The following is a 22,391-nucleotide window of genomic DNA, read 5'->3' as shown; positions in this document are numbered from 1 at the left end:
GGAGACCGCCGCGTTCCGGCGTCCCGTACCCACCAGTAGGCATCATGATGCTACCCAGCGGTAACTTGGGCAAGCCCCCGCCGGTGAATCCGCTATGAACGTGGTCACGTCCCACAGTCGGGGCGACCACTCCTTGTCAGGATCGATGCCAGCACAAGAGGGTGCGCTCCCGCTAGCCTGTCCGTGTGTACGGATATGACCAGAACACATACCCGGGCGACCCCTACCAGCAGCAGGCGGGACCGCAGCAGGGCATGAACGGCATGCCCGGACCCGACGCCTACGGCGGGCAGTCGCAGCCCCCCCAGCAGTCCCTGTACCCCGAACCCTCGCCGCCCTCACTCGCGGACGCCGTGCGGGCCTTCACCACCGGCTCGATGGCGGTCGAGGACTTCCAGGCGATCTTCATCACCTCGAAGGTGCACTGCCCCCGCGGCGACCGCCCCGGCTTCCTGGCGCTGCACAACACCCCGACGCCGGTGATCCCGATGTTCAGCTCGCTGAAGGAGCTGCGCCGCTACGCGGGCAAGGAGTCCAAGCACTTCACCGTGACCGGCGCCGAGGTCCTGGACCTGCTGCCGACCGGCTACGGCTTCGCGCTGGACATGGAGGGCGAGCACCGGATGGTGTTCGACGCCAAGGCCGTCGAGCAGATGGTCGACTTCACGATGCGCCGGATGTACGGCTGACCCATCCTGGAAGAGGAGCCCCCGCTCCTCCGTCACTACATAGTTCAATTTTCAACTTGCTTGTTGTTGAGAATTGAACTAACCTCGTGCACGTAGGCCAGACACCCCCCGAAGGAGGCCGACATGCCCGCCGTGACCGTCGACAACCCGCTGACCCTCCCGCGCGTCGCCACGCCGGACCCCGCCGTCACGAGCGCACGGCCGGTCCTCACCGTGGCGACCGCCCCCGAGGGCTTCGAAGGCGAGGGCTTCCCCGTCCGCCGCGCCTTCGCCAAGATCAACCAGAAGTACCTCGACCCGTTCATCATGATGGACCAGATGGGCGAGGTGGATTATGCGGCCGGCGAGCCGAAGGGAACCCCCTGGCACCCGCACCGCGGCTTCGAGACCGTCACGTACATCATTGACGGAACGTTCATCCACCGGGACTCGCACGGCGGTGGCGGCACCATCACCGACGGCGACACCCAGTGGATGACCGCCGGCTCCGGCCTGCTGCACATCGAGAGCCCGCCGGAGTCGCTGGTGAAGTCCGGCGGCCTCTTCCACGGTCTCCAGCTCTGGGTCAACCTGCCCGCCTCGGACAAGATGATCACCCCGAAGTACCAGGACATCCGCGGCGGCAGCGTCAAGCTGCTCAGCACCGAGGACGGCGGCGCGCTCCTGCGCGTCATCGCCGGTGAGCTGGACGGCCACCAGGGCCCGGGCACCACCTTCACCCCGATCACCATGATCCACGCCTCGATCAGCCCCGGCGCCCAGATCACCCTGCCCTGGCGCGCCGACTTCAACGCCCTCGCCTACGGCCTCGCCGGCAACGGCTCGGCCGGCACCGAGCACCGCCCCTTCCACCGGGGCCAGGCCGTCGTCTTCGGCGACGGCGACTCCATCACCCTGCGCGCCGACGAGAAGCAGGACTCCCGCGACAACAACTTCGAGGTCGTCCTCCTCGGCGGCCTCCCGATCCGCGAGCCCGTCGCCCACTACGGCCCGTTCGTCATGAACAGCCACCGCGAACTCCAGCAGGCCATGGAGGACTTCCAGGCCGGCCGGCTCGGCACCATCCCCGCCGACGGCCACTGAGGACCCCGGAGCCGGAACGGCGGAACGGCGGAACGGTCGCAGGTGTCGCCTGCGGCCGTTCCGTCGTTCCGTCGTTCCGCCGTTCTGTCGTCTCTGCGCCGCCCGAACCCGACCCCGGCCCCGCGCCCGCGGTCCGGGTGCCGGCCCCGCTACAGCAGCGCGTAGAGGGCCGAGGCGTCGTCGTGCGTCTTGCCGCGCGGCCAGCGCTCGCAGCCGGCGTCCGCCCGCTCCACCGCCCGGACCTGGGCGATCAGCTCGCCCGGCCCCGACTCGGCGAGCAGCCGCAGCACGTCGCCCCAACTGCCCAGCCCGAAGCGCTCGGTGTAGCGCGAGGCACCGTCGGTGAGGGCCGCCAGCGCGTGCAGCCGGTCCAGCCGGACGAAGCCGGTCTCGGCGTGCTCGGCCGCCCGGGGGCTCGCGGCGGCGATCCACGGGCCGGCGCCCCGGTTGCGGGCGGCGCGTACGGCCATCGCGTACTCCAGGTGCAGCGCGGCCCGCTCGGCCGAGCCGGGGACGGTCTCCCAGACCTGGTGGCGTAGCTCCTCCCCGCCGGGGAAGCGCTGGTTGTCCCCGATCACCTTCGGCGGACCGTCCTTCAACTCCAGCACCAGCAGGGAGTCGCCGAGCACCAGGTACTCCAGCGCCTCGCCGTGCCGCCGGGCCGCGACGACCATCGCGGCGGGGGTGTTGGGGTGGGCGAGGTCGCAGCGGCCGCCGTGCAGCGCGGCCGTCTCCACGATGGCGTCGGCCAGGCACTCGGCGATCGAACGGTCCGCCCGGTCGGTGAGCCGGGCGAGCAGGTGCACGCCCAGCCGGCGCACGTACCAGGCCGTCCCGTGCCGGCACCCGGACTCCAGACCGGCCGGCGAGCTCGCGCCGTCCAGCAGGACCAGCGCCTCCGGCGAGGCCGCCACGAAGTCCTCGCTCTCGCGGTCGGGCCGCCGTGCTTCCCCTGCGAGCTGTAGCTGCATCCCGACAGTGTGGCCGCCGCGCGTGGCCCGCGCCCAGACCCGTGCGCCGGTGTGGCGCGGGCCGGGGCGCGACGCCCGGTGGCAGCCGGGGTGATTCGGCCATACCGTCGGACAGTGACCGGACGATTCGGCCAATCGGAGCGGGCCGGGTTTGGGATCACCTTCGGGTGTCCGGGCCGCCCGCGACTGACGAGGAGCGGAAGATGTTCTGGCAGTTCATCGTGTTGCTGGCCGCCTCGCTCGGCTTCCCGACCGCCGCCCTGCTCTTCCTGATCGGCGGGCCGCGCTTCCCCGACGAGCCGCGCGGCCCCGAGACCCGGGGCTCCGGGGCCCGGGGCACCGGCGCCACCCGGGCCTCCTAGGGTTTCCGGGATCCCCTGCGTCCCGGAAACCCTGGGAGGCCCGGAGGCCCGGAGGCCCTGCAGCCCCGCGCCCCGAGCCGCTACGGCTTCCAGACCGGATCGCGGCCGAGCAGCGCCAGGGCGCGGGCGAACCGCCCGTCGCCGCCGCCGGGTTCGAGCCCCGGGCCGAAGGCCCGGCCGGGCGCCCGGTGTTCCTCGGTGTTCGGGACCGCCTCGGTCACCGTCAGCAGCGCGGCGGCCAGCGCGTCGTCGCCGTCCACCGCCGCGACCAGCCCGTCCGCGGTGCCGAGCGCGGCGGCGACGTCCCAGCCGTGCACCAGGGTGTCCAGCAGGTGGAAGCCCACCGCCTGGGTGAACGGGAACGGGCCGCCGTCGCGGATCTCGGGCAGCCAGAGCGGCCGGTCCTCGGCTGCCGCCGCCCGGAAGGCCTCGACGAGGTCGGTGCCGGTGCGGCGGAAGGTGCCCGCCGGGTCCGCGCCGAGCGGGGCGTCCGCGAACAGCGCGAGGTCGGGCCCGGCACCGCGGGCGGCCGCGGCGAAGCCCCGGTGCTGGCCGACGCAGTGCTCCAGCAGCTTGCGCAGCGTCCACCCGGCGCAGGGGGTGGGCAGGTCGAGCTGGTCCGGCCGCAGGCCGTCCACCACCTGGACGGCCAACTCCATGGCCTGTGCGTGCAGTTCGACGATCCTCATACGACAGCGACCTCCCGGCCGGCAGAGATGAATCCGATCACCTGATCAACGACGGTCGGCTCCGCGATGATCCTGCGGTGGCCGAGCCCCTGAGTGACCACCAGGTCCAGCCGCTCCCCGTACGCCCCGCGCAGCCGCTGCGCCTCGCTCGGCGGGACGATGCCGTCGCCCTCGTCGTGCACCACCAGCACCGGCCCGGCGACCGCCTCGACCCGGCGCGCCGCGTCGTAGCGTTCCCAGCCCCCGGCGTCCCCGCCGAACAGCTCCCGCTCGATCCGCTCCCGCAGCGCCCGCTCGACCTCGGCGTTCAGCCCGAGCCCGGCACAGAACGCGGCCGGGAAGAAGCCGACCCGGGACACCCCGGAGACGGCCGCCAGCCGACCGGCCCGCAGGCCGTCGGCCAGCGCCCCGAAGGCCGCGCAGACGCCGAGCGAGTGCGCCACCACCGCCTCGAACGGCCCGTACCGCTCCTGGAGTCGCAGCGCGAGCTCGCGGTACTCCAGCACGCTGGTGGTCCGGCCGCCGGAGTCGCCGTGGCCCGGCGCGTCGAAGGCGACGGCGCTCAGCCCGAGCGCCCGCAACCGGGGCACGTACGGGGCGAACCGGGAGGCCCGGGAGCGCCAGCCGTGCAGCAGCAGGACCGGCCGCTCGCCGCTCCCCCAGCGGTAGCCGACCACCGGTTTGCCGCCCACGGCGAGCCGCTCGGTGACCGCCCGCCCGTGCACCTCCCGCTCCGAGTCGCGCACCCGGCTGCGCCGCACCGGGTGCATGAACAGTTCGAAGGCGGCCCGCCCGGCCAGGCCGGGAGCGATCCGGGCCGTGGGGTTGAGGGTCGTACGGATCAGTGCCTGAACCGGGTCCATCGGATCTCCCTGCTCTCCGCGCTCCTTGTCACGCCTCGCTCGCGGCGAGATATTAGCACGACCGTTCGTGCAGTTTTCAGCGGCTTTCCGCGGCCCCCGAGGTCCACGCACTACCCTGGGCGGCACGCACGACGAGCAGAACAGGGGCGGACGATGGCCGGACCGACCACCGACGGACGGGTCCTGCGCGGCGAGGAGACCCGCCGGGCGGTGCTGCGCCGCGCCGTCTCCATCGCCTCCGTCGAGGGCCTGGACGCGCTCTCCATCGGCCGCCTCGCCACCGACCTCGGGCTCAGCAAGAGCGGCGTCTTCGCCGGCTTCGGCTCCAAGGAGGAACTGCAGCTGGCCACCGTCCGGGCCGCCCGCCGGATCTTCGCCGACGCCGTCGTCGCCCCGGTCGCCGACGTCCCGCCCGGCCTCGCCCGGGCCCGCGCCCTCTGCGAGAGCTGGCTCGCCTACTCCCGCGCCCGGGTCTTCCCCGGCGGCTGCTTCTTCTACGAGGTCACCGCCGAGTTCGACGCCCGCCCCGGCCCCGTCCGGGACGCCCTGGCCGGCTGCGCCCGGGAGTGGTCCGACACCGTCGTCGAGGCCCTCGACGCCGCCCGGACCACCGGTGGCCTGCGCCCCGACACCGACCTCGGGGACCTCGCCTTCGCCCTGATCGCGGTCCTGGAGACGGCCAACTCCCAGGCCGTGCTGCACGACGAGGACGCCCCGTACGAGCGGGCCGGCCGCCTGCTGCTGCGCCTGCTGCGCGCCGGGGCCACCGACCCGGCCGACCCGGCACTCGCCTAACGCCCCGCCAACACCCCTTCGATGAAGGCCGCCTGGGCCAGCAGCCGCTCGTCGCCGCCCGCCGCGCCGACCACCTGGAGCCCCAGCGGCAGCCCCTCCGCGGTCCGCCCGGCCGGCAGGCTCAGCGCGGGCCGCCCGAGGAAGCTCCACGGCAGGGACATCACCGCGTCCCCGGTGCTGTGCAGGCCCTCCGGCGCCCCGCCGGTCGCCGAGGGCGCCAGCCACAGGTCCACCCCGGCCGCCGCACCCGCCGCGGCCACCCGTTCGACCAGCCGCTCCCGGAACCGCAGGGCGGCCTCCCGGTCCTCGGCCGCGACGGCCCGGCCGGCCCGGATGCCCGCCACCGTCTCCGGCCGGTAGAGCCCGCCGAAGCGGGCGAACCAGTCGGCGTGGCCGCGGGCCAGCTCGAAGCGGTTGACCGTCTGCAGCCGCCGGGTGATCCCGGCGAAGTCGGGGAACAACTCGACCCGGCGCACCGTGAACCCGGCCCGCGCCAGCCGCGCCAGCTGTTCCTCGAAGGCCCGCAGCGCGGCCGGTTCGGCGTACTCCAGGTACGTGCCGTCCGGCACCCCGAGCACGGGTCCGGGCGCCTCGCCGCGCTCCGGCCGCCAGTCGTCGCAGAGCAGCGGGGCCACCAGGGCGGCGCCCGCCAGGTCGGCGGTGAAGGTCCCCAGGGTGTCGAGACTCGGCGCGTTCGGGATCACCCCCGCGATCGGGATCCGCCCGTACGTCGGCCGGAAGCCCACCACCCCGCAGTACGCGGCCGGGCGGATCACCGAGCCGACCGTCTGGGTGCCGATCGCCAGCGGCACCAGCCCGGCCGCGACCGCCGCCGCCGAACCGCTGCTGGAGCCGCCCGGGGTGTGCCCCGGGCGGTGCGGATTGCGGGTCGGACCCGGGGCGCTCGCGGCGAACTCGGCGGTCACCGTCTTGCCCGCGACCAGCGCCCCCGCCGCCCGCAGCCGGTCCACCACCACGGCCTGCGGTCCGGCCAGCACCCCGGGCGGCAGCGCCGAACCGCCGTGCGTGGGCAGCCCGTCCACGCGCACGATGTCCTTGACGCCCACCGCCACCCCGTACAGCGGCGGCCGCCCGTCCGGCTCCGGGTACCGCGCGGCCAGCTCCCGCGCCTGCGCCCGCAGCCGCTCGTGCCGGCCGGGCTCCGGCACGAACGCGTGGATCAGCGGGTCCACCCGCTCGACCAGCGCGCACAACCGGTCGACGTACTCGGAAAGTTCCGGCACACCGGCACGCAGCCCGGCGGCCTCGTCGGTCAACGGCCGCGGCCGGACGAGGGGTTCCTCCATGCCGAGCACGGTAGCGCCGTCTACGGGTGCTCGGCCGCCAGGTACGGCGCCTCGCGCAGGAAGTACGCCCCACACGTGTGGCAGCACAGCTCCGGGGTCTTCCCCCAGTCCACCGCCGACCGCACCCGCGCCTGCGGATCGAGCTCGCGGCCGCACATCGCCACGCTCTCCTCACCCCGGACCACGTGCCACAGCCGCACCCCGCCGGCCTCGCCGCCGGCCCCGTACTCGGCTCGCATCTGGTGCATCATGCCCCCCATCGTCCGACCGCCGCGCGCGCCCGGCAACCGGAGAACGGCAGAACGTCCCCTGGTCGAAATCCGGCCACGGCAGCACGGTAGGGTGCGCGGTCGCGACCAGTGCCAACGGCTCGACCATGGCCTCAATTCGCCTGATTTCAGCCAAATTTCATCCAAAAATGGGGGACCTCCACCATGCGCAATTCCCGACTCCTGGCCGCGTCCACGCTGGTGGCACTCTCGCTCGGCGCCACCGCCGGCGCCGCCACCGCCGGTGCCGTGGGCATCACCGCCTCTCCGAGCGCCGGCGCCACGGCCACGCCGTCGGCCTCCACCCCGCCGAGCGCCGGCGCCACCACCCCCGGCAGCCCGGCCCCGACGGCCACCGCCAAGCCGACGAACCTGCCGACCCGGCCGGTGCCGACGCCGACCGTCGACAACCGCTGCCACGGGGGCGTCTACCAGAGCAACCTGCTCAAGGTCACCGGCACCGGCCTGTACGGCACCACCCTGGTCAAGGGCGGCCAGGCCGCCGAGATGACCATGACCTGGGAGAACAAGAGCGGCGTCGACCTCCCCGTCGTCCACAACTCCCTCTACGTGACCGATGAGTTCGGGGACCGTCCGGTCCAGTGGAGCACCGAGTTCTTCGACGTCCAGCTGGACACCGGGTCCGGCTGGAAGCCCGCCAAGCTCGACGACCGGGCCCTCCTGGCGCCCGATTTCAAGCTGGCCAAGGGCGAGAAGATCACCTACAAGGTCCGGATCGCCGCCACCGCCAAGGCCCCGGTCGGTCACTACGGCGCGAACTACGAAGCCGGCTCGGACGCCTTCGACAACGACAAGGTCCCGACTCCGGCCAACAACAAGCCGCAGGCGTGCACCCAGTTCCTCGACGACTACCTGGGCGAGTTCAACGTGGGCGAGACCGGTGCCACGACGGCCACCACCGCCCCGGCCACCAAGGCCCCGGCCGCCACCGCCTCCCCCTCGCCCTCCGGCGGCCCGCACCTGGCCGAGACCGGCTCCAGCTCCAGCACCCTGCCGATCGCCCTCGGCGGCGCGGCCGTCCTGGCCGTCGGCGCCGGCACCCTGGTCGCCCTGCGCCGCCGCAAGTCGGCCACCCGGAGCTGACCCCTCCCCGGTCGACCCCGAGGGGCGCGGGCCCACAGCCCGCGCCCCTCGTCGTTTCCGGCCGCCGGCCGCCGGCCGCCACTTGTCCTACGACGCCGCGCGCAGCAGCGCCCCGTCCTGCCACTTCAGGATCTTGTCGAAGCTGACGATCGCCCCGCGCAGCGGATGGTTGCGCAGCTGGACGTGGTCGGTGAGCGCGTGGATGAGGAAGAGGCCGCGGCCGGATTCGGCGGTGAGGTCGGGAAGGGTGTCCAGGTCGACCGGGCGCAGCGTCGGGGCGCTGGGACGGCAGGGCAGGACGTGGGTGTCGTACGGGTGGCCGTCGCGGCGGGGCCGGTGGGCGGCGAGGACGCGGGCCGGGACGGTGGCGCGGCCGCGGCGGGTGCGGCGGGGCGCCCGGCCGGCCGCCGCCGGACGGGCGGGCGCCGGGGCGGCCGGGCGGCGGACCGCGGCGGGAGCGGCGGCCCCGGCGGGAGCGGGCGCGGGCAGGCCGGGTCCGGAGTCGGTGACCTCGATCCGCAGCCGGTCGCCGCAGATCGAGGCGGTGACCTGGAAGCCGTCGTCGGGCCGCCCGGTGGCGCCGTGCTCGACGGCGTTGGCGCAGGCCTCGGTGAGGGCGACGCCGAGGTCGTCCGCGATCTGCGGGTCGACGCCCGCGGTCGCCATCGCACCGAGCAGGATGCGCCGGGCCAGCGGGACGCTGGCCGGGTCGCGCTTGAGGTGCAGAGTCCACCAGATGTCCACGGGAGGTCCCTCCTGGCTGCGGCTCCACATACAACTAGGTATCTCCGGGCGATTCGCGGGTGAACCGTGCCCGGGGGCCGCTACCGCCCGTTCGGCGGATGGACCGGGGGACGGGGTCTGTGCCGGGCGACGCGTACGCCCCCTCGCACGCCGCCGCCGAAAGGGGCATTCGTAGGGATTTCCCACCCTGCCCGTGTCGGCGGCGTACGCAATGAGAGGATGGCCCGGCCATGACTGCCCTCGCCGCCGCCCCGCTCCCGGGCGCCCCCGGACCGGCTCAGCCGGTGGGGTCCGCCGCCTGGGACCTGCGGCTTGCCCGGGCGGTCCCGTTCGCGCTGGTCTGCACCCTGATAGCGGCCGCCGGGCACGCCCTGGCGGGGGGCGGGAACGTGCCGCCGACCGCGTTGGCGCTGGGCTTCGCCGCGGTGCTGGCGTTCGCGGCGGTCTGCGGCGGGCGGGAGCGTTCGCTGGCGGGCATCGCCGGGGCGCTGGGTGCCGGGCAGCTCGGGCTGCACTGTCTCTTCCACGGCTTCAACGGCTTCAACGGCTCCATGCCGGGCATGCACCACGGCGGCCCCGGGCCGCTGACCGTGCCGCAGGTGGCCGGTCGGCTGATCTGCAACGAGGCGCGCCCCGGCACGCTGCTCGGCCTGTCCGGCGGCCCGTCCGCGGAGCAGCTGGTCTCCTCCGCGGGCCTGGATCCGCACGCGTTCGCCGCCGCGCCCTGGTGGCAGGCCGGTGTCCTCGGCATGACGCCGTCGATGCTGGCCGGGCACCTGGGTGCCGCACTGGTCGCGGGCTGGTGGCTGCGGCGCGGCGAGGCGGCGCTGTGGCGGCTGCTGCGGGTGGCCGCCACGGCGGCCCGGGAGCACTGGGCGGCGCCGTTGCGCACGGCGTTCGCGCTGGTGGCCGCGCTGCTGCGCGGTCTGTTCGGCGTGGCGGGCCCGGCCCGCCGGTTCGGTGCCCGGGGCGGGGAGAGCCTGTTCCCGACGGGTGCGGTGCTGCGGCACAGCGTGGTGCGGCGCGGTCCGCCGTGCGGGGCCCTCGCGTACTGACCGGCGTCTCCCGGCGGCCCTGCGGCCGCGTCGGGTGCCGGTGTGCGCACCGTCCGGCCGTTCCCCCGACCACCGGGGCGGCCCGAGGCTCTGCCCCCACCTCCCCACGCGCGGCCCCCGCGGTACGGATCGTGTCCGTCGCCCGGTACCGGCTGCCGCCGAGCTCCGATCGGAGACCCGCATCATGCGTTCCCTTCCCACCCGTCGTCTCGCCGCCGTCGCCCTCACCGCCGCCGCCTCCGTGGTGGCGCTGGCCGGCCCCGCCTTCGCGCACGTCACCGTGAACCCGGGCGCGGCCGCCCAGGGCGGCTACACGGCCGTCGACTTCCGGGTGCCGAACGAGAGCGACACCGCGGGCACGGTGAAGCTGGAGGTCAACCTCCCGCTGGACCACCCGCTGGCCTCGGTCCGGACCCTGCCGCTGCCGGGCTGGACCGCCGCGGTCGAGAAGGCCAAGCTCGACAAGCCGATCAAGGTGCACGGCAACGACGTCACCGAGGCCGTCTCCAAGATCACCTGGACCGCCGACGCCGGCACCAAGATCGCCCCCGGCCAGTTCCAGGAGTTCCGGGTCTCGCTCGGCCCGCTGCCGACCGACACCGACAGCCTGGTCTTCAAGACCCTCCAGACCTACGACAACGGCGACATCGCCCGCTGGATCGACGAGTCCAAGGACGGCCAGCCCGAGCCGGCCAAGCCCGCCCCCGTCCTGAAGCTCACCAAGGCCGCCGAGGGCGACGGCCACGGCGTCACCGCGTCCCCGGCCGCGGGCGCCCACGGGGACAGCTCCGACCACGCCGCCTCCACCGGCGACGCCAAGTCCAGCGACTCCACCGCCCGCACCCTGGGCGTGGTCGGCATTGTGGTCGGTGTGATCGGCACCGCCGTCGGCGTGCTCGGCCTGCGCCGCAAGAACGGCGGCTCCGCCTCCTGACCCCCGCGCCGGCGGCGCCGCACCCGCAGGACGGGTGCGGCCCCGCCGGCGGCCCACCGCGCACGATCGGAACTCGCATGCCCCGCACCACCCGCACCACCCGCCTGGCCGGCGCGGCCGCCCTGGCACTGGCCGCCGCCCTGACCCTCTCCGCCTGCGGCTCCTCCGGCGGCGACTCCACCGTCGCCAAGGTCACCCGGCAGAAGGAGGACACCCCGTACCAGGGCACCAAGCTCGCCAAGAACTTCGAGAAGCCGGACCTCCAGCTGACCGACACCTCCGGCCGGCCCTTCGACCTGCGGCAGCAGACCAACGGCAAGGCCACCCTGCTGTTCTTCGGCTACACCAGCTGCCCGGACGTCTGCCCGACCACCATGGGCGACATCGGCGTCGCGATGAAGGCGCTGCCCGAGGCGGACCGGCAGAAGGTCAACGTCGTCTTCGTCTCCACCGACCCGCAGCGCGACACCCCCCAGGTGCTGCGCACCTGGCTGGACTCGATGGGCAGCGACTTCATAGGCCTCACCGGGGACCTGGCCAAGGTGAAGACCGCGGCCAAGTCGCTCGGCATCATGATCGAGGACCCGGTGGTCAACGGGGACGGCACGGTCACCTCCACCCACGGCGCGCAGGTGCTGGCCTTCCTCCCCTCGGACGACAAGGCGCACGTGCTCTACATGAGCGGCACCGAGGAGAAGACCTACGAGCACGACCTGCCGCTGCTCGCCAAGGGGGTCGCGGCGTGACCTCGGTGCAGACCGGAACCGGCCGCTTCCGCCGCACCGCCCTGCTCGGTGCCGTCGTCGCGACGGCCCTGGGCGGCGGCGCCATCCTGGCCGCCTGCGGGACGGGCGGCGGCACGGGCGGGCAGGACGGTGCCGCCGGCGGCCCGGCCAGGCTCAGCGTCGCCGACTCCTACATCCCGCTGCCCCCGGCCGGCGGCATGGCGGCCGGCTACCTGACCGTCCGCAACGACGGCGGACAGGACGAGCTGCTCAAGGTGACCAGCCCGGCCGCCGGGTCGGTCACCATGCACCGCTCGACCGCGTCGACCATGGAGCAGGTGGACAGTCTCGACGTCCCCGCGCACGGCACCCTGCAGCTCGCCCGGGGCGGCAACCACCTCATGATCATGGGATGGCAGAAGACCCCGGCCCTCGGCGACGAGCTGGAGCTCGACCTCACCTTCGCCAAGTCCGGCACCATCTCCGTCAAGGTTCCGGTCAAGGAGCTCACCTACCGGCCCAGCCAGAGTTAAGGGGACCGCCACCATGCAGTCGGCCGGCCTGGAGAAGGCCACCCACCGCCGGATCGCCGGGGTGCTCGGAATGCTCGGCGCGCTGCTCGCGCTGATGCTCGCGGGCGCCGGTCCGGCCTCCGCGCACGCCACCCTGGATTCCACCGACCCGCGGCAGAACTCGGTCGTCGCCACCGCCCCGCAGGCGGTGACGCTGACCTTCAGCGAGTCCGTCTCGCTCTCCGGCGACTCCGTCCGGGTGCTCGACCCGGCCGGCCAGGCCGTGGACACCGGCAACCCGGCGCACGCCGACGGCAAGGGCAACACCGCCCGGGTCGGGCTGCGCGGCGGGCTCGCCAACGGCACGTACACGGTGGCCTGGCGGGCGGTCTCGGACGACTCGCACCCGGTCGGCGGGGCGTTCACCTTCTCCATCGGCGCGCCCTCGGACACCTCGGTGTCGGCGACCGCGCTGCAGGGCGCGGAGGCCGACGGCCTGGTCGCCTTCCTGTACGGGACCGGGCGCACCGTCGCGTACACCGCGTTCGCGCTGCTGGTCGGCGTCGCCGCCTTCGTCCTGATCTGCTGGCCGGCCGGCACCGCCCGGCGCCGGGTGCAGCGGCTGCTGATGACCGGCTGGACGGCGCTGCTGGTCTCCACCGTCGCCGTGCTGATGCTGCGCGGCCCGTACGAGCGCGGCTCGGGGATCGGGCAGGCCTTCGACCTGTCGCTGATGCGCGCCACGCTGGACGAGCGGATCGGCACCGCGCTGGCCGCCCGGCTGCTGCTGCTCGCGGCGGGCGGGGTGTTCCTGTCGCTGCTGGTCGGGCAGCTGGGGCAGCCGCCGCGGCCGGTCGTCCCGAAGCCGCGGGACGAGGACGGCTCCGAGGGCTCCAAGGGCTCCGAGGACACCGACGGCTCCGCCGGTCTCGCGGTGTCCGAGGAGGACGCCGAGGCCGCCGAGCTGCGCGAGCTGGAGCGGCGGGCCGCCGAACGGCCGCAGCGCGAGGTCCGGCTCGGGCTCGGCGTGGCCGGGCTGGTGCTGGCGGTCGCCCTCTCGGCGACCTGGGTCGGCGCCGACCACGCCTCGGTGGGCATCCAGGTCTGGCTGGCGCTGCCGCTCGGCATCCTGCACCTGCTCGCCATGGCGCTCTGGCTGGGCGGGCTGGCCGCGCTGCTGGTCGCGCTGCGCGAGGGCGTCGGCGCCGAGGTGGTGGACCGCTTCTCCAGGATCGCCTTCGGCTCGGTGGCCGTGCTGGCCGCCACCGGGATCTACCAGTCCTGGCGGGGCCTGGGCAGCTGGGGCGCGCTGACCGGCACCGAGTACGGGCGGCTGCTGCTGGTGAAGAGCGGCTGCGTGGTCGCGATGCTCGGCGTCGCCTGGATCTCCCGCTCCTGGCTGGCCCGGCTGCGCTCGGCCCCGGCCGAGTCGGTGGAGGTCGCACCGGCCGAACTGCCGGAACCGGTCGCCGTGGCGACGCACAGCGAGGACCCGGTCCGGCAGGCGCAGCTGGAGCGCCAGCGGGCCGCCCTGCGGAGCGCCGGACGCGACCGGGGGCTGACCCCGACCCGGGCCGGGCTGCGCCGCTCGGTGCTGGTCGAGGCGCTGGTCGCGGTGGCGGTGCTGGTGGTCACCACGATGCTCACCAACTCCCCGCCCGGACGGGTCGCGGGCGAGCTCAAGGCCGGGGCGGCCGCCGCTCCGGCGGCCGGCGGGGCCCCGGTGGCGCCGCAGACCGAGCCGGGCCGCACCGTCGAGCTCAAGCTCCCGTACGACACCAAGGGCCGGACGCCGAACGCCAAGGGCACCGCGACCGTCACCCTCAACCCCGCCCGGACCGGGCCGAACGAGGTGACGCTCGCGCTCGCGGGCGCGGACGGGCAGCCGGTGGACGTCCCCGAGGTGGAGCTCGCCTTCACCCTGCCGGACCGCGACCTCGGCCCGCTGCCGGTCGCGCTCACCCCGGAGGGCACCGGCCACTGGATCGGCACCGCGCAGCTCCCGCTGGCGGGCAACTGGGTGGTGTCGGTGCAGATCCGCTCCTCCGACATCGACCAGACCACTCCGACCCAGCAGTTCAGGATCGGGTGAGCGGGATGACGGACACATCCACGGAGCCCGTTGCGGCGGAGCCCGGCCCGACGGACCACGGGTCGGGTCCGGCGGGACCCGCGGGCTTCACCCGGCGGGCGCTGCTCGGCACCGCCGGGGCCGGACTGCTGGCCGGCGCCGGCGCGGGCGTCGCCGGGGCCGTCGCCCTGGACGGCCGGCCGGGCGGGACGGCGGACGCGGCGGGCCCGTCCGGCGGGACGCTGGGCTCCGCCCGGGTGCCGTTCCGCGGCGAGCACCAGGCCGGGATCACCGACCCGGCACAGGCCAGGGTCCAGCTCGCCGCCTTCGACCTGGCCGTGGGCGTCGGCCGGGACGGGCTGCGCACCCTGCTGCAGCGCTGGACGAAGGCGGCCGAGCGGCTGACCGCAGGGGAGCCGGCCGAGGAGTTCGACGGCCAGGTCGCGCTGGACGCCGGGCCCTGCTCGCTCACCGTCACGGTCGGCTTCGGCGCCGCCCTGTTCGACAAGGCCGGGCTGGCCGACCGCCGCCCGCCCGGGCTCGAACCGCTGCCCGCCTTCCCCGGCGACGCGCTCGACCCGGCCCGCGGCGACGGCGACCTGTTCGTCCAGATCGGCGCGGACGACGCCCTGGTCGCCGTGCACGCCCTGCGGGTGCTGCAGCGGCTCGCGGCCGGGACGGCGGCGCTGCGCTGGCAGTCGGCCGGCTTCGCCCGCACCCCCGGCGCCGCCGCGCGGCCGGTGACCGGACGCAATCTGATGGGCCAGATCGACGGCACCAACAACCCCCGGCCGGACGAGGAGGGCTTCGCCGCCACGGTGTTCTGCGCCGCCGGCGGCGACCACCCGGGCTGGCTGGCCGGCGGCTCGTACCTGGTGTTCCGGCGGATCCGGATGCTGCTGGACCACTGGGAGGCGCTTCCGGTGGACCGGCAGGAGCGGGTGATCGGGCGGCGCAAGTCGGACGGCGCCCCGCTCGGCGCACCCGCCGGGGCCGGCGAGCGGTCCCCGGTCGACCTCGCCGCGCAGGGCCCGGACGGCACCCTGGCGATCCCCGCCGACGCGCACATCCGGGTCGCCGCCCCGGCGGCCAACGGCGGGGCGGCGATGCTGCGCCGCGGCTTCTCGTACCACGACGGGCTGCTGCCGGACGGCTCCCCGGACGCCGGGCTGCTCTTCCTCGCCTTCCAGGCCGACCCGCGCAAGGGCTTCACCCCGGTGCAGCGCAAGCTCTCCCGGGGCGACGGCCTCTCCCGCTTCCTGCGGCACGAGGCCGGCGGCCTGTACGCGCTGCCACCGGGCCCGCCGCCCGGCGGCTACCTCGGACAGCAGTTGTTGGAGGGGTAGTTCCCCCGGATTCACCGGGACGCATCGCCGCGGTTCCGGTCGGTGGAACGCTTTCCTGCCGGGGCCGCGGAGTCGTTAGGGTGACTGCTTCGGCACACTCCGCCCGCGCAGCACCGAGATTCCCACGGAGGCATCATGTCGGCCACCCGCTACACCTACCTCGGACCGGCCGGCACGTTCACCGAGGCGGCCCTGCACACCCTGCCCGAGGCGGCGACCCGGGAACTGGTGCCGCTGTCCTCGGTGGCGCTGGCACTGGACGCGGTGCGCGGCGGGGAGGCGTCCGGGGCGTTCGTCCCGATCGAGAACTCGGTGGAGGGCGCGGTCACCGCGACCAACGACGAACTCGCCTCCGGCGCACCGCTGATGATCTACCGTGAGGTGCTGCTGCCGATCACCTTCGCGCTGCTGGTGCGACCGGGCACCGAGCTGTCCGGGATCAAGACGGTGACCAGCCACCCGGTGGCCCAGCCGCAGGTGCGGCGCTGGCTGGCGGCCAACCTGCCGGAGGCGAAGTGGGAGTCGGCCGCCTCCAACGCGGACGGCGCCCGGCTGGTCTCCGAGGGCCGCTACGACGGCGCGTTCGCCGGGGAGTTCGCGGCGCCGATCTACGGGCTGGAGCCGCTGGTCAAGGAGATCGCGGACGCCAAGAGCGCGGCCACCCGGTTCGTGCTGGTCGGCCGTCCGGGCCGGGTCTCCTCGCCGACCGGCGCGGACAAGACCTCGATGGTGGTCTGGCTGCCGGACGACCACCCGGGCGCGCTGCTGGAGCTGCTCCAGGAGTTCGCGGTGCGCGGGGTCAACCTGATGCGGATCGAGTCCCGCCCGACCGGCGAGGGCATGGGCAGCTACTGCTTCCTGATCGACTGCGAGGGCCACCTGTCCGAGCGCCGGGTCGGCGAGGCGATGATGGGGCTCAAGCGGATCTGCCCGCAGGTGCGGTACCTGGGCTCCTATCCGCGTGCCGACCGGCAGGAGTCCACCCACCGGCGGCCGGGGACCTCGGACGAGGATTTCTCCTCGGCGGCGGACTGGCTCTCCCGCGCCCTCGACGGCCGCGGGAACATCTGAGGCCCGCGGGGCATCCCCGACCTCCGCAGCCGTCCGGACACCCTGATTGCATCTTTTGTCTTTCCGACCTTTTCCGACTGTTTTGGATCGGGTCGACCGGGCGGGGCGGACGGCCCCGTCCGTCGTCCACAGGCGGCCCGGGGCCGGGGGCCGCTGTCCACAGGGCTCCCCGCTGTCCACAGCCCCGAGTTATCCACAGGCCGGGGGAGAGTCGACAAACCGGTATAGCCATTGCCCAGAACTGGTCGGACCATCGGTTTGCGTCGCAGAGATGACCAATCGGACCAGAGTCACCCGGTTGCCAGCAAATCACCCGTCCGAGTGCTTCAATTCCCTCACTCGGGAAGGTTGATTGAGGTTTGAAACCTCAATTCCCTGGTTCGTTCACACGGAGGGCCACCCTCCCCTTGGATCCACAGGCCAGGGGTCGGGCCTGTGGATAACCCGGCGGCGGAGCGTTCCCCACAGAAGTTATCCACAGGATCGGGGGAGTTATCCCCAGGGGAAATGCCGTACTGGTGGAGGAACGGTCGCCCGGTACGCTTGGGCCTGTGATTGACCTTCGCCTGCTCCGTGAGGACCCTGACCGAGTGCGCGCCTCGCAGCGCGTCCGTGGCGAGGACGTCGACCTGGTCGACGCCCTCCTCTCCGCCGACGAACGGCGCCGGTCCTCGGGCAGCCGCTTCGACGAACTGCGCAACGAGCAGCGGGTGCTCGGCAAGCAGGTCGCCCAGGCCAAGGGCGACGAGAAGGCCGCCCTGCTGCAGCGCACCAAGGACCTGGCCGCCGAGGTCAAGGCCGCCGACGCCGAACAGGGCGCGGCCAAGGAGGAGGCCGACCGCCTGCTCCGCTCGCTGGCGAACCTCATCGACCCGGCCGCCCCGGTCGGCGGCGAGGAGGACTTCGTCACCCTCGAGGAGATCGGCACCCCGCGCGACTTCGCCGCCGAGGGCTTCGAGCCCCGCGACCACGTCGAGCTCGGCCAGATCCTCGGCGCGATCGACACCGAGCGCGGCGCCAAGGTCGCCGGTGCCCGCTCCTACTACCTGACCGGCGTCGGCGCGCTGCTGGAGCTCGCCCTGGTCAACATGGCGATCGCCCAGGCCACCGCGGCCGGATTCACCCCGATGATCACCCCGGCCCTGGTCCGCCCGGCCGCCATGGACGGCACCGGCTTCCTCGGCCAGGCCGCCGAGAACGTGTACCACCTCGCCGAGGACGACCGGTACCTGGTCGGCACCAGCGAGGTCCCGCTCGCCGCGTACCACATGGACGAGATCCTCGACGCCGACAAGCTGCCGCTGCGCTACGCCGGCTACTCGTCCTGCTTCCGCCGCGAGGCCGGCACCTACGGCAAGGACACCCGCGGCATCATCCGCGTCCACCAGTTCGAGAAGGTGGAGATGTTCGTCTTCACCACCCCCGAGGACGCGGAGAACGAGCACCGCCGCCTGCTCCAGTGGGAGAAGGACTTCCTCAACGCGCTGGAGCTGCCGTACCGGGTGATCGACGTCGCCTCCGGCGACCTCGGCGCCTCGGCCGCGCGCAAGTTCGACATCGAGGCGTGGATCCCCACCCAGGGCAAGTACCGCGAGGTCACCTCGACCTCCAACACCACCGAGTACCAGGCCCGCCGGCTGGCGATCCGGATGCGCGAGGAGGGCAAGACCCGCCCGCTCGCCACCCTGAACGGCACCCTGGTCGCCGTCCCGCGCACCATCGTGGCGATCCTGGAGAACCACCAGCAGGCCGACGGCTCGGTCGTCCTGCCCGAGGCGCTGCGGCCGTACCTCGGCGGGCGGACCGTCCTCGAACCGGTCAAGTAACCCGGCCCGCACCACCCAGCACCACCCGCAACTCCCGGGAGACGTAAGGCCCATGAGCACCATCAGCCCCAGCCTCGCCTCCCCCGGCGGTGGCGGCCTGCCCTACCGGCTGGTCGCCACCGACCTCGACGGCACCCTGCTCACCAGCGGGGAGACCGTCTCCGAGCGCACCCGCGCCGCCCTGGCCGCGGCCACCGGCGCGGGCGCGCTGCACATCATCGTCACCGGGCGCTCGGCGGTCTGGGCCCGCCCGGTCTTCGACGAGATCGGCTACACCGGGATAGCGGTCTGCGGACAGGGCGCCCAGGTGTACGACGCCGGCGCGCACAAGCTGCTCACCTCGCTCACCCTGGACCGGCGGCTCGCCGCGCTCGCGATCGAGAAGATCGAGGCCGAGACCGGCCCGCTGGCCGTCGCCGCCAACCAGGACGGCCTCGACGGCCAGGTGCTGGCCGGCCCCGGCTACGAGCTGCTGATCGGCTCCGACCTGCCGGTCGTCCGGGTCGATCGCGGCGGACTGTTCGACGCCCCGCTCAGCAAGCTCTACATCCAGCACCACGCCCTCACCGACGACGCCCTCGCCGAGGCCGCCCGGCGCGCCGCCGGCGACCTGGTCGGCGTGGTGATGGCCGGCGCCGGCGTCGTCGAACTGCTGCCGCTCGGCCTGTCCAAGGCCACCGGCCTGGCCGTCGCCGCCCGCCGCCTGGGCGTCCGCGCCGCCGACACCATCGCCTTCGGCGACATGCCCAACGACGTCCCGATGTTCGGCTGGGCCGCCCACGGCGTCGCCATGGCCAACGCCCACGAGGAACTCCTCGCCGTCGCGGACGCCGTCACCACCAGCAACGACGAGGACGGCGTCGCCGCGGTCCTGGAGCGCCTCTACCCGCAGCGCTGACGCCTCCGGCGGGGAGGCGCCCGGCCACCCCACCGACGGGCGCGGGATCCGTGTCCGGGGGTACATCCAGGGTTCATGGGCTGGTCAGGGGTGGGTTGTAGGATGACCGGGCAAGCGGTTGTAGGATGACCGACGACCGGTGATGACGTGTGCGGTGGAAAGGGAGGTCCGGCATGAGCGGCGGTTTGCAGGCGGCCGGGCGGCGCTCCCTGGTGGACACCGCGATCGAGCAGTTGCGGGCGCAGCTGGCGGGTGGGGCGTGGCCGGTGGGCTCGCGGATTCCCACCGAGCACGAGCTGGCCGAGCAGCTGGCCGTCGGCCGGAACACCGTGCGGGAGGCCATCCGGGTGCTGGTGCACGCCGGGATGCTGGTCTCCCGGCAGGGCGAGGGGACGTTCGTCCGCTCCACCAGCGACCCGGCGTCCGTCCTGCGCGGCGTCCAGCGCTCGGGCATCCGGGACGTCCTGGAGGTCCGCGCGGCGCTGGAGACCGAGGGCGCCCGGCTGGCCGCGCTGCGGCACACCCCCGAGGACATCCGGCGGATGCGCGCCGCGCTGGCCCGTGAGGCCGAGGTGTTCGCGGCGCACCCCGAGCGGGCGAGCCGCGAGGCCACCGTCGAGCACGACCTGGAGTTCCACACCGCCGTCGTCGAGGCCGCGCACAACCCCGCGCTGGCCGAGGTGTACCGCTACTTCGGCGCCTCCGTGCGCGAGGCGATGACCTCCGCCTTCGGCGACCACGACATGCCCGAGGCGGTCGTCGCGACCCACGAGGCGCTGGTCGACGCGATCGAGAGCGGTGACCCGGACCGGGCCGAGGCGGCGTGTCGTGCGCTGCTCGCCGGCCCGACCGCGGCCGTCGAGCAGCTGCTCGCGGCCATCGCGGCGCGGAAGTAGGACGGCGCGAGCCTCCCTTCCGCCGTCCGCATCCACGCACCTTCACGAAAGAACAGCACATCCATGGCCGTCACCCGTGCCCAGCAGCCGGTTGTCACCACGTCCGCCCCGCTCCCCCTCCGCACCCGGGCGGCCCATCCGCTCCTGCTGCTGACCGGCATCCTGCTGGTCGCGCTGAACATGCGCGCCTGCCTGGCGGCGGTCTCCCCGATGGTCGGCGAGATCCAGCGGACCTTCGGCCTGTCCGCCACCGCGAGCGGGCTGATCACCACCGTCCCGGTGCTGTTCCAGGGCGTCGGCGCCCCGCTCACGCCCCGGCTGACCCGCCGCTTCGGCGCCGAGCGGGTGGTGCTCGGCGCGGTGCTGGTGCTCGGCGCGGGCGTGCTGCTGCGGGTGCTGCCCTCGGTGGCGGCCCTGTACGCGGGCTGCGTGGTGATCGGCGTGGCCATCGCGGTGCTGAACGTGTCGATGCCGGGCCTGGTGAAGCGCGAGTTCCCGGACCGCGCGGCCACCATGACCGGCGTCTACTCGACCACCATGCTGGTCGGCGCCACCCTCGCGGCCGGCACCTCCGTCCCGCTGGAGCACGCGCTGGGCGGCGGCTGGCGGGCCTCGCTGGGCGCCTGGTCGCTGCTCGCGCTGATCGCGGCGGTCGCCTGGCTGCCTCAGGTGCTGCGCTCGCGTCAGGAGCGGCAGGGGGCGGTGGCCGCGGCCGCCGCGCCGGCCAAGCCGATCGAGGGCATCTGGAAGTCCCCGCTGGCCTGGCAGATCAGCCTCTTCATGGGCATCTCGTCGCTGCTGGTGTACACCCTGGTCGCCTGGATGCCGACCATCCTGGCCGACCACGGCATGGACCGCGGCCAGGCCGGTCTGGTCTTCGCCTTCTCCAACCTGGTGCAGGTGGCGGGCGCCTTCCTGGTGCCGCTGATGGCCGGCCGGATGACCAGCCAGCGCGGGCTGGCGCTGACCATGGTCGCCCTGAACGGGCTGGGCATCGCGATGCTGCTGGTCGCGCCGGTCTCCGCCGCGTGGGTGTCGGCGACCATCCTGGGCGTGGCCCAGGGCGGTTCGCTGGGCCTGGGCCTGGCGTTCATCGTGCTGCGCACCCGCACCGCGGCCGGTGCCGCCCAGCTGGGCGGGATGTCGCAGGCGATCGGCTATCTGGTCGCGGCGGCGGGCCCGGTCGGCGCGGGTGCGCTGCGCCAGCTGACCGGCGGCTGGGAGACCCCGCTGGTGCTGATGCTGGTGCTGGTCCTGGTGGTCGGCGCGGCCGGCTGGGGCGCGGGCCGCAACCGCACCCTCTGAGCCGCTCGCAGGCGAGAACGCGGCAGTGGGCCCCGGACACCCTTCTCAGGTGTCCGGGGCCCACTGCCGTACCGGGTCCACTGCCCTAGCGGGCCCACTGCCGTACGGGGGCTCAGTGCCGGGCCGGGCTCACTCCTCGCCGGCCAGCGTCATCCCGGCCAGCTTCACCGAGGCGAACACCGTCGCCGCGACGGTGACCACCAGCAGCAGCGGCACGGCCGCCGCGAGCGAGACGTCGGAGGTGATCGCGTTCTGCCCGGCGACCGCCTCGGCCACCGAGCGGCCCCACTGCTGGATGCTCAGCGTGCGGGCGCCCTCGACGAAGTTGCCGACCGTCGACTCCCAGATCAGGGCGTACGCGAGCCCGGCCACCACCGCGTGCCGGGTGACCACGCCGAGCAGCAGGAACAGCGCGCTGTACGCGGCGCCGGCGACCAGCACCGCCACGGTGTAGCCGAGCGCCACGCCGTCCTGGGTGCCGACCAGCAGCAGCCCGGCCAGCAGCGTCGGGACGACCGAGAACAGCCAGGTGACGCCGATCGCGACGACCAGCTTGGTGGTGACGATCCGCCACCGGGGCAGCGGCTTGGCGAGCAGGTAGACGATCGAGCCGTCGTCGATCTCGTTGGCGATCACCCCGGTGCCGACGACCAGCCCGAGGATCGGGATCAGCGTGCCGAGGCCGAGGGCCCCGAGGATGTTGCCGGCCGTCTCGTGGGGGTCGGCGCTGGACACACTGGCGATGGCCGCGACGATCAGCAGCAGGGCGGGGACCACCAGCAGCAGCAGGCCGCGGCGGCGGCCCAGCAGCCCTCGCAGGGTCAGCCTGGCGACGGTGGGGTTCATGGTCGGTCCGCCCCTTCCTGGGCAACGACG

23 protein-coding genes are annotated in these 22,391 nt (G+C 74.3%); 16 read left to right on the top strand and 7 right to left on the bottom strand.

The features are described from left to right. Nucleotides 1-185: 185 nt before the first annotated feature. Nucleotides 186-689 carry an SseB family protein gene (locus ACGFSC_RS34200; RefSeq protein ID WP_380635241.1) on the top strand — a complete coding sequence of 168 codons (504 nt, stop codon included), beginning with the start codon at nucleotides 186-188 and terminating at the stop codon, nucleotides 687-689. Between the two features lie 123 nt (nucleotides 690-812). Continuing rightward, entirely contained in the window at nucleotides 813-1,772 is a 960-nt protein-coding gene (locus tag ACGFSC_RS34195) for a pirin family protein (protein ID WP_359898009.1), read from the top strand. Between the two features lie 149 nt (nucleotides 1,773-1,921). Here ACGFSC_RS34195 and ACGFSC_RS34190 read toward each other — a convergent pair whose 3' ends face one another. Next, nucleotides 1,922-2,743, bottom strand: a complete 822-nt coding sequence (locus tag ACGFSC_RS34190; RefSeq protein WP_359898011.1) for an integrase — start codon at nucleotides 2,741-2,743, stop codon at nucleotides 1,922-1,924. A 203-nt stretch (nucleotides 2,744-2,946) separates the two neighbouring features. On the opposite strand from ACGFSC_RS34190, the gene ACGFSC_RS34185 reads away from it, so the two are divergent. Beyond that, nucleotides 2,947-3,105, top strand: coding sequence for a hypothetical protein (locus ACGFSC_RS34185; RefSeq protein ID WP_359898013.1), 159 nt, complete (start codon nucleotides 2,947-2,949; stop codon nucleotides 3,103-3,105). An 80-nt stretch (nucleotides 3,106-3,185) separates the two neighbouring features. On the opposite strand, the gene ACGFSC_RS34180 is transcribed toward ACGFSC_RS34185, so the two are convergent. Together ACGFSC_RS34180 and ACGFSC_RS34175 are read right to left on the bottom strand one after the other, a co-directional pair. Then, entirely contained in the window at nucleotides 3,186-3,794 is a 609-nt protein-coding gene (locus ACGFSC_RS34180) for a TIGR03086 family metal-binding protein (protein WP_359898015.1), read from the bottom strand. Next, nucleotides 3,791-4,657 (bottom strand): alpha/beta hydrolase, encoded by an 867-nt coding sequence (locus ACGFSC_RS34175; RefSeq protein ID WP_359898017.1) that lies wholly within the window; start codon nucleotides 4,655-4,657, stop codon nucleotides 3,791-3,793. Before ACGFSC_RS34175 ends, ACGFSC_RS34180 begins: the two co-directional genes overlap by 4 nt. 153 nt (nucleotides 4,658-4,810) lie before the next feature. On the opposite strand from ACGFSC_RS34175, the gene ACGFSC_RS34170 reads away from it, so the two are divergent. Then, the gene (locus ACGFSC_RS34170; protein ID WP_359898018.1) at nucleotides 4,811-5,452 is read left to right on the top strand and encodes a TetR/AcrR family transcriptional regulator; all 642 of its coding nucleotides are present in this window, start codon (nucleotides 4,811-4,813) and stop codon (nucleotides 5,450-5,452) included. Here ACGFSC_RS34170 and ACGFSC_RS34165 read toward each other — a convergent pair. Next, nucleotides 5,449-6,759, bottom strand: coding sequence for an amidase (locus tag ACGFSC_RS34165; protein ID WP_359898020.1), 1,311 nt, complete (start codon nucleotides 6,757-6,759; stop codon nucleotides 5,449-5,451). The genes ACGFSC_RS34170 and ACGFSC_RS34165 overlap by 4 nt on opposite strands. 20 nt (nucleotides 6,760-6,779) lie before the next feature. Beyond that, nucleotides 6,780-7,010 carry a hypothetical protein gene (locus tag ACGFSC_RS34160; protein ID WP_359898022.1) on the bottom strand — a complete coding sequence of 77 codons (231 nt, stop codon included), beginning with the start codon at nucleotides 7,008-7,010 and terminating at the stop codon, nucleotides 6,780-6,782. Nucleotides 7,011-7,193: 183 nt separating this feature from the next. Here ACGFSC_RS34160 and ACGFSC_RS34155 point away from each other — a divergent pair, with 183 nt between their 5' ends. Further along, the gene (locus tag ACGFSC_RS34155; protein WP_359898024.1) at nucleotides 7,194-8,132 is read left to right on the top strand and encodes an LAETG motif-containing sortase-dependent surface protein; all 939 of its coding nucleotides are present in this window, start codon (nucleotides 7,194-7,196) and stop codon (nucleotides 8,130-8,132) included. A gap of 87 nt (nucleotides 8,133-8,219) precedes the next feature. Here ACGFSC_RS34155 and ACGFSC_RS34150 read toward each other — a convergent pair whose 3' ends face one another. Continuing rightward, on the bottom strand, nucleotides 8,220-8,876 hold the full coding sequence (locus ACGFSC_RS34150) for an ATP-binding protein (RefSeq protein WP_359898025.1): 657 nt from the start codon (nucleotides 8,874-8,876) through the stop codon (nucleotides 8,220-8,222). A gap of 230 nt (nucleotides 8,877-9,106) precedes the next feature. Between ACGFSC_RS34150 and ACGFSC_RS34145 the strand changes: the two genes are divergently transcribed. From ACGFSC_RS34145 to ACGFSC_RS34095, 11 genes are all read left to right on the top strand, one after another. Continuing rightward, complete coding sequence (locus ACGFSC_RS34145) at nucleotides 9,107-9,931, top strand: hypothetical protein (protein ID WP_359898027.1); 825 nt, start codon at nucleotides 9,107-9,109, stop codon at nucleotides 9,929-9,931. 184 nt (nucleotides 9,932-10,115) lie between these two features. Continuing rightward, nucleotides 10,116-10,865, top strand: coding sequence for a YcnI family protein (locus ACGFSC_RS34140; RefSeq protein WP_359898029.1), 750 nt, complete (start codon nucleotides 10,116-10,118; stop codon nucleotides 10,863-10,865). A 77-nt stretch (nucleotides 10,866-10,942) separates the two neighbouring features. Then, complete coding sequence (locus ACGFSC_RS34135; protein WP_359898031.1) at nucleotides 10,943-11,611, top strand: SCO family protein; 669 nt, start codon at nucleotides 10,943-10,945, stop codon at nucleotides 11,609-11,611. Next, entirely contained in the window at nucleotides 11,608-12,123 is a 516-nt protein-coding gene (locus ACGFSC_RS34130; protein WP_359898035.1) for a copper chaperone PCu(A)C, read from the top strand. The genes ACGFSC_RS34135 and ACGFSC_RS34130 overlap by 4 nt, the downstream gene beginning before the upstream one ends. 13 nt (nucleotides 12,124-12,136) lie before the next feature. Next, nucleotides 12,137-14,194, top strand: coding sequence for a FixH family protein (locus ACGFSC_RS34125; protein WP_359898037.1), 2,058 nt, complete (start codon nucleotides 12,137-12,139; stop codon nucleotides 14,192-14,194). Between the two features lie 5 nt (nucleotides 14,195-14,199). Next, nucleotides 14,200-15,519, top strand: a complete 1,320-nt coding sequence (gene efeB, locus ACGFSC_RS34120) for an iron uptake transporter deferrochelatase/peroxidase subunit (RefSeq protein ID WP_359898038.1) — start codon at nucleotides 14,200-14,202, stop codon at nucleotides 15,517-15,519. 135 nt (nucleotides 15,520-15,654) lie between these two features. Then, the gene (gene pheA / locus ACGFSC_RS34115; RefSeq protein WP_359898039.1) at nucleotides 15,655-16,590 is read left to right on the top strand and encodes a prephenate dehydratase; all 936 of its coding nucleotides are present in this window, start codon (nucleotides 15,655-15,657) and stop codon (nucleotides 16,588-16,590) included. A gap of 551 nt (nucleotides 16,591-17,141) precedes the next feature. Beyond that, entirely contained in the window at nucleotides 17,142-18,416 is a 1,275-nt protein-coding gene (gene serS, locus ACGFSC_RS34110) for a serine--tRNA ligase (RefSeq protein ID WP_359898041.1), read from the top strand. Between the two features lie 52 nt (nucleotides 18,417-18,468). Further along, on the top strand, nucleotides 18,469-19,314 hold the full coding sequence (locus tag ACGFSC_RS34105; RefSeq protein WP_359898043.1) for an HAD family hydrolase: 846 nt from the start codon (nucleotides 18,469-18,471) through the stop codon (nucleotides 19,312-19,314). Nucleotides 19,315-19,487: 173 nt separating this feature from the next. After that, on the top strand, nucleotides 19,488-20,210 hold the full coding sequence (locus tag ACGFSC_RS34100; protein WP_359898045.1) for a FadR/GntR family transcriptional regulator: 723 nt from the start codon (nucleotides 19,488-19,490) through the stop codon (nucleotides 20,208-20,210). Between the two features lie 63 nt (nucleotides 20,211-20,273). Further along, nucleotides 20,274-21,515: an MFS transporter gene (locus tag ACGFSC_RS34095; protein ID WP_359898046.1), complete on the top strand. Its 1,242-nt coding sequence runs from the start codon at nucleotides 20,274-20,276 to the stop codon at nucleotides 21,513-21,515. 129 nt (nucleotides 21,516-21,644) lie between these two features. On the opposite strand, the gene ACGFSC_RS34090 is transcribed toward ACGFSC_RS34095, so the two are convergent. After that, entirely contained in the window at nucleotides 21,645-22,361 is a 717-nt protein-coding gene (locus ACGFSC_RS34090; RefSeq protein WP_359898047.1) for an ABC transporter permease subunit, read from the bottom strand. Nucleotides 22,362-22,391: the final 30 nt, after the last annotated feature.

Origin of the sequence: Kitasatospora sp. NPDC048715 (assembly GCF_043198905.1) — a bacterium.
GTDB lineage: Bacteria > Actinomycetota > Actinomycetes > Streptomycetales > Streptomycetaceae > Kitasatospora > Kitasatospora lactacystinica.
Note: the sequence above shows the minus strand (reverse complement) of the source record. Positions and strands in the feature narration are given on the sequence as shown.

Excerpts from the sequence above, each read along its gene's own strand:
- ACGFSC_RS34095 (WP_359898046.1), top strand. The coding sequence starts at position 20,274 with ATGGCCGTCACCCGTGCCCAGCAGCCGGTTGTCACCACGTCCGCCCCG.
- ACGFSC_RS34175 (WP_359898017.1), bottom strand. The coding sequence starts at position 4,657 with ATGGACCCGGTTCAGGCACTGATCCGTACGACCCTCAACCCCACGGCC.
- ACGFSC_RS34100 (WP_359898045.1), top strand. The coding sequence starts at position 19,488 with ATGAGCGGCGGTTTGCAGGCGGCCGGGCGGCGCTCCCTGGTGGACACC.
- ACGFSC_RS34145 (WP_359898027.1), top strand. The coding sequence starts at position 9,107 with ATGACTGCCCTCGCCGCCGCCCCGCTCCCGGGCGCCCCCGGACCGGCT.
- ACGFSC_RS34190 (WP_359898011.1), bottom strand. The coding sequence starts at position 2,743 with ATGCAGCTACAGCTCGCAGGGGAAGCACGGCGGCCCGACCGCGAGAGC.
- ACGFSC_RS34195 (WP_359898009.1), top strand. The coding sequence starts at position 813 with ATGCCCGCCGTGACCGTCGACAACCCGCTGACCCTCCCGCGCGTCGCC.
- ACGFSC_RS34135 (WP_359898031.1), top strand. The coding sequence starts at position 10,943 with ATGCCCCGCACCACCCGCACCACCCGCCTGGCCGGCGCGGCCGCCCTG.
- ACGFSC_RS34170 (WP_359898018.1), top strand. The coding sequence starts at position 4,811 with ATGGCCGGACCGACCACCGACGGACGGGTCCTGCGCGGCGAGGAGACC.
- pheA (WP_359898039.1), top strand. The coding sequence starts at position 15,655 with ATGTCGGCCACCCGCTACACCTACCTCGGACCGGCCGGCACGTTCACC.
- ACGFSC_RS34125 (WP_359898037.1), top strand. The coding sequence starts at position 12,137 with ATGCAGTCGGCCGGCCTGGAGAAGGCCACCCACCGCCGGATCGCCGGG.
- ACGFSC_RS34185 (WP_359898013.1), top strand. The coding sequence starts at position 2,947 with ATGTTCTGGCAGTTCATCGTGTTGCTGGCCGCCTCGCTCGGCTTCCCG.
- ACGFSC_RS34180 (WP_359898015.1), bottom strand. The coding sequence starts at position 3,794 with ATGAGGATCGTCGAACTGCACGCACAGGCCATGGAGTTGGCCGTCCAG.
- ACGFSC_RS34155 (WP_359898024.1), top strand. The coding sequence starts at position 7,194 with ATGCGCAATTCCCGACTCCTGGCCGCGTCCACGCTGGTGGCACTCTCG.
- ACGFSC_RS34105 (WP_359898043.1), top strand. The coding sequence starts at position 18,469 with ATGAGCACCATCAGCCCCAGCCTCGCCTCCCCCGGCGGTGGCGGCCTG.
- ACGFSC_RS34165 (WP_359898020.1), bottom strand. The coding sequence starts at position 6,759 with ATGGAGGAACCCCTCGTCCGGCCGCGGCCGTTGACCGACGAGGCCGCC.
- ACGFSC_RS34140 (WP_359898029.1), top strand. The coding sequence starts at position 10,116 with ATGCGTTCCCTTCCCACCCGTCGTCTCGCCGCCGTCGCCCTCACCGCC.
- ACGFSC_RS34160 (WP_359898022.1), bottom strand. The coding sequence starts at position 7,010 with ATGATGCACCAGATGCGAGCCGAGTACGGGGCCGGCGGCGAGGCCGGC.
- efeB (WP_359898038.1), top strand. The coding sequence starts at position 14,200 with ATGACGGACACATCCACGGAGCCCGTTGCGGCGGAGCCCGGCCCGACG.
- ACGFSC_RS34090 (WP_359898047.1), bottom strand. The coding sequence starts at position 22,361 with ATGAACCCCACCGTCGCCAGGCTGACCCTGCGAGGGCTGCTGGGCCGC.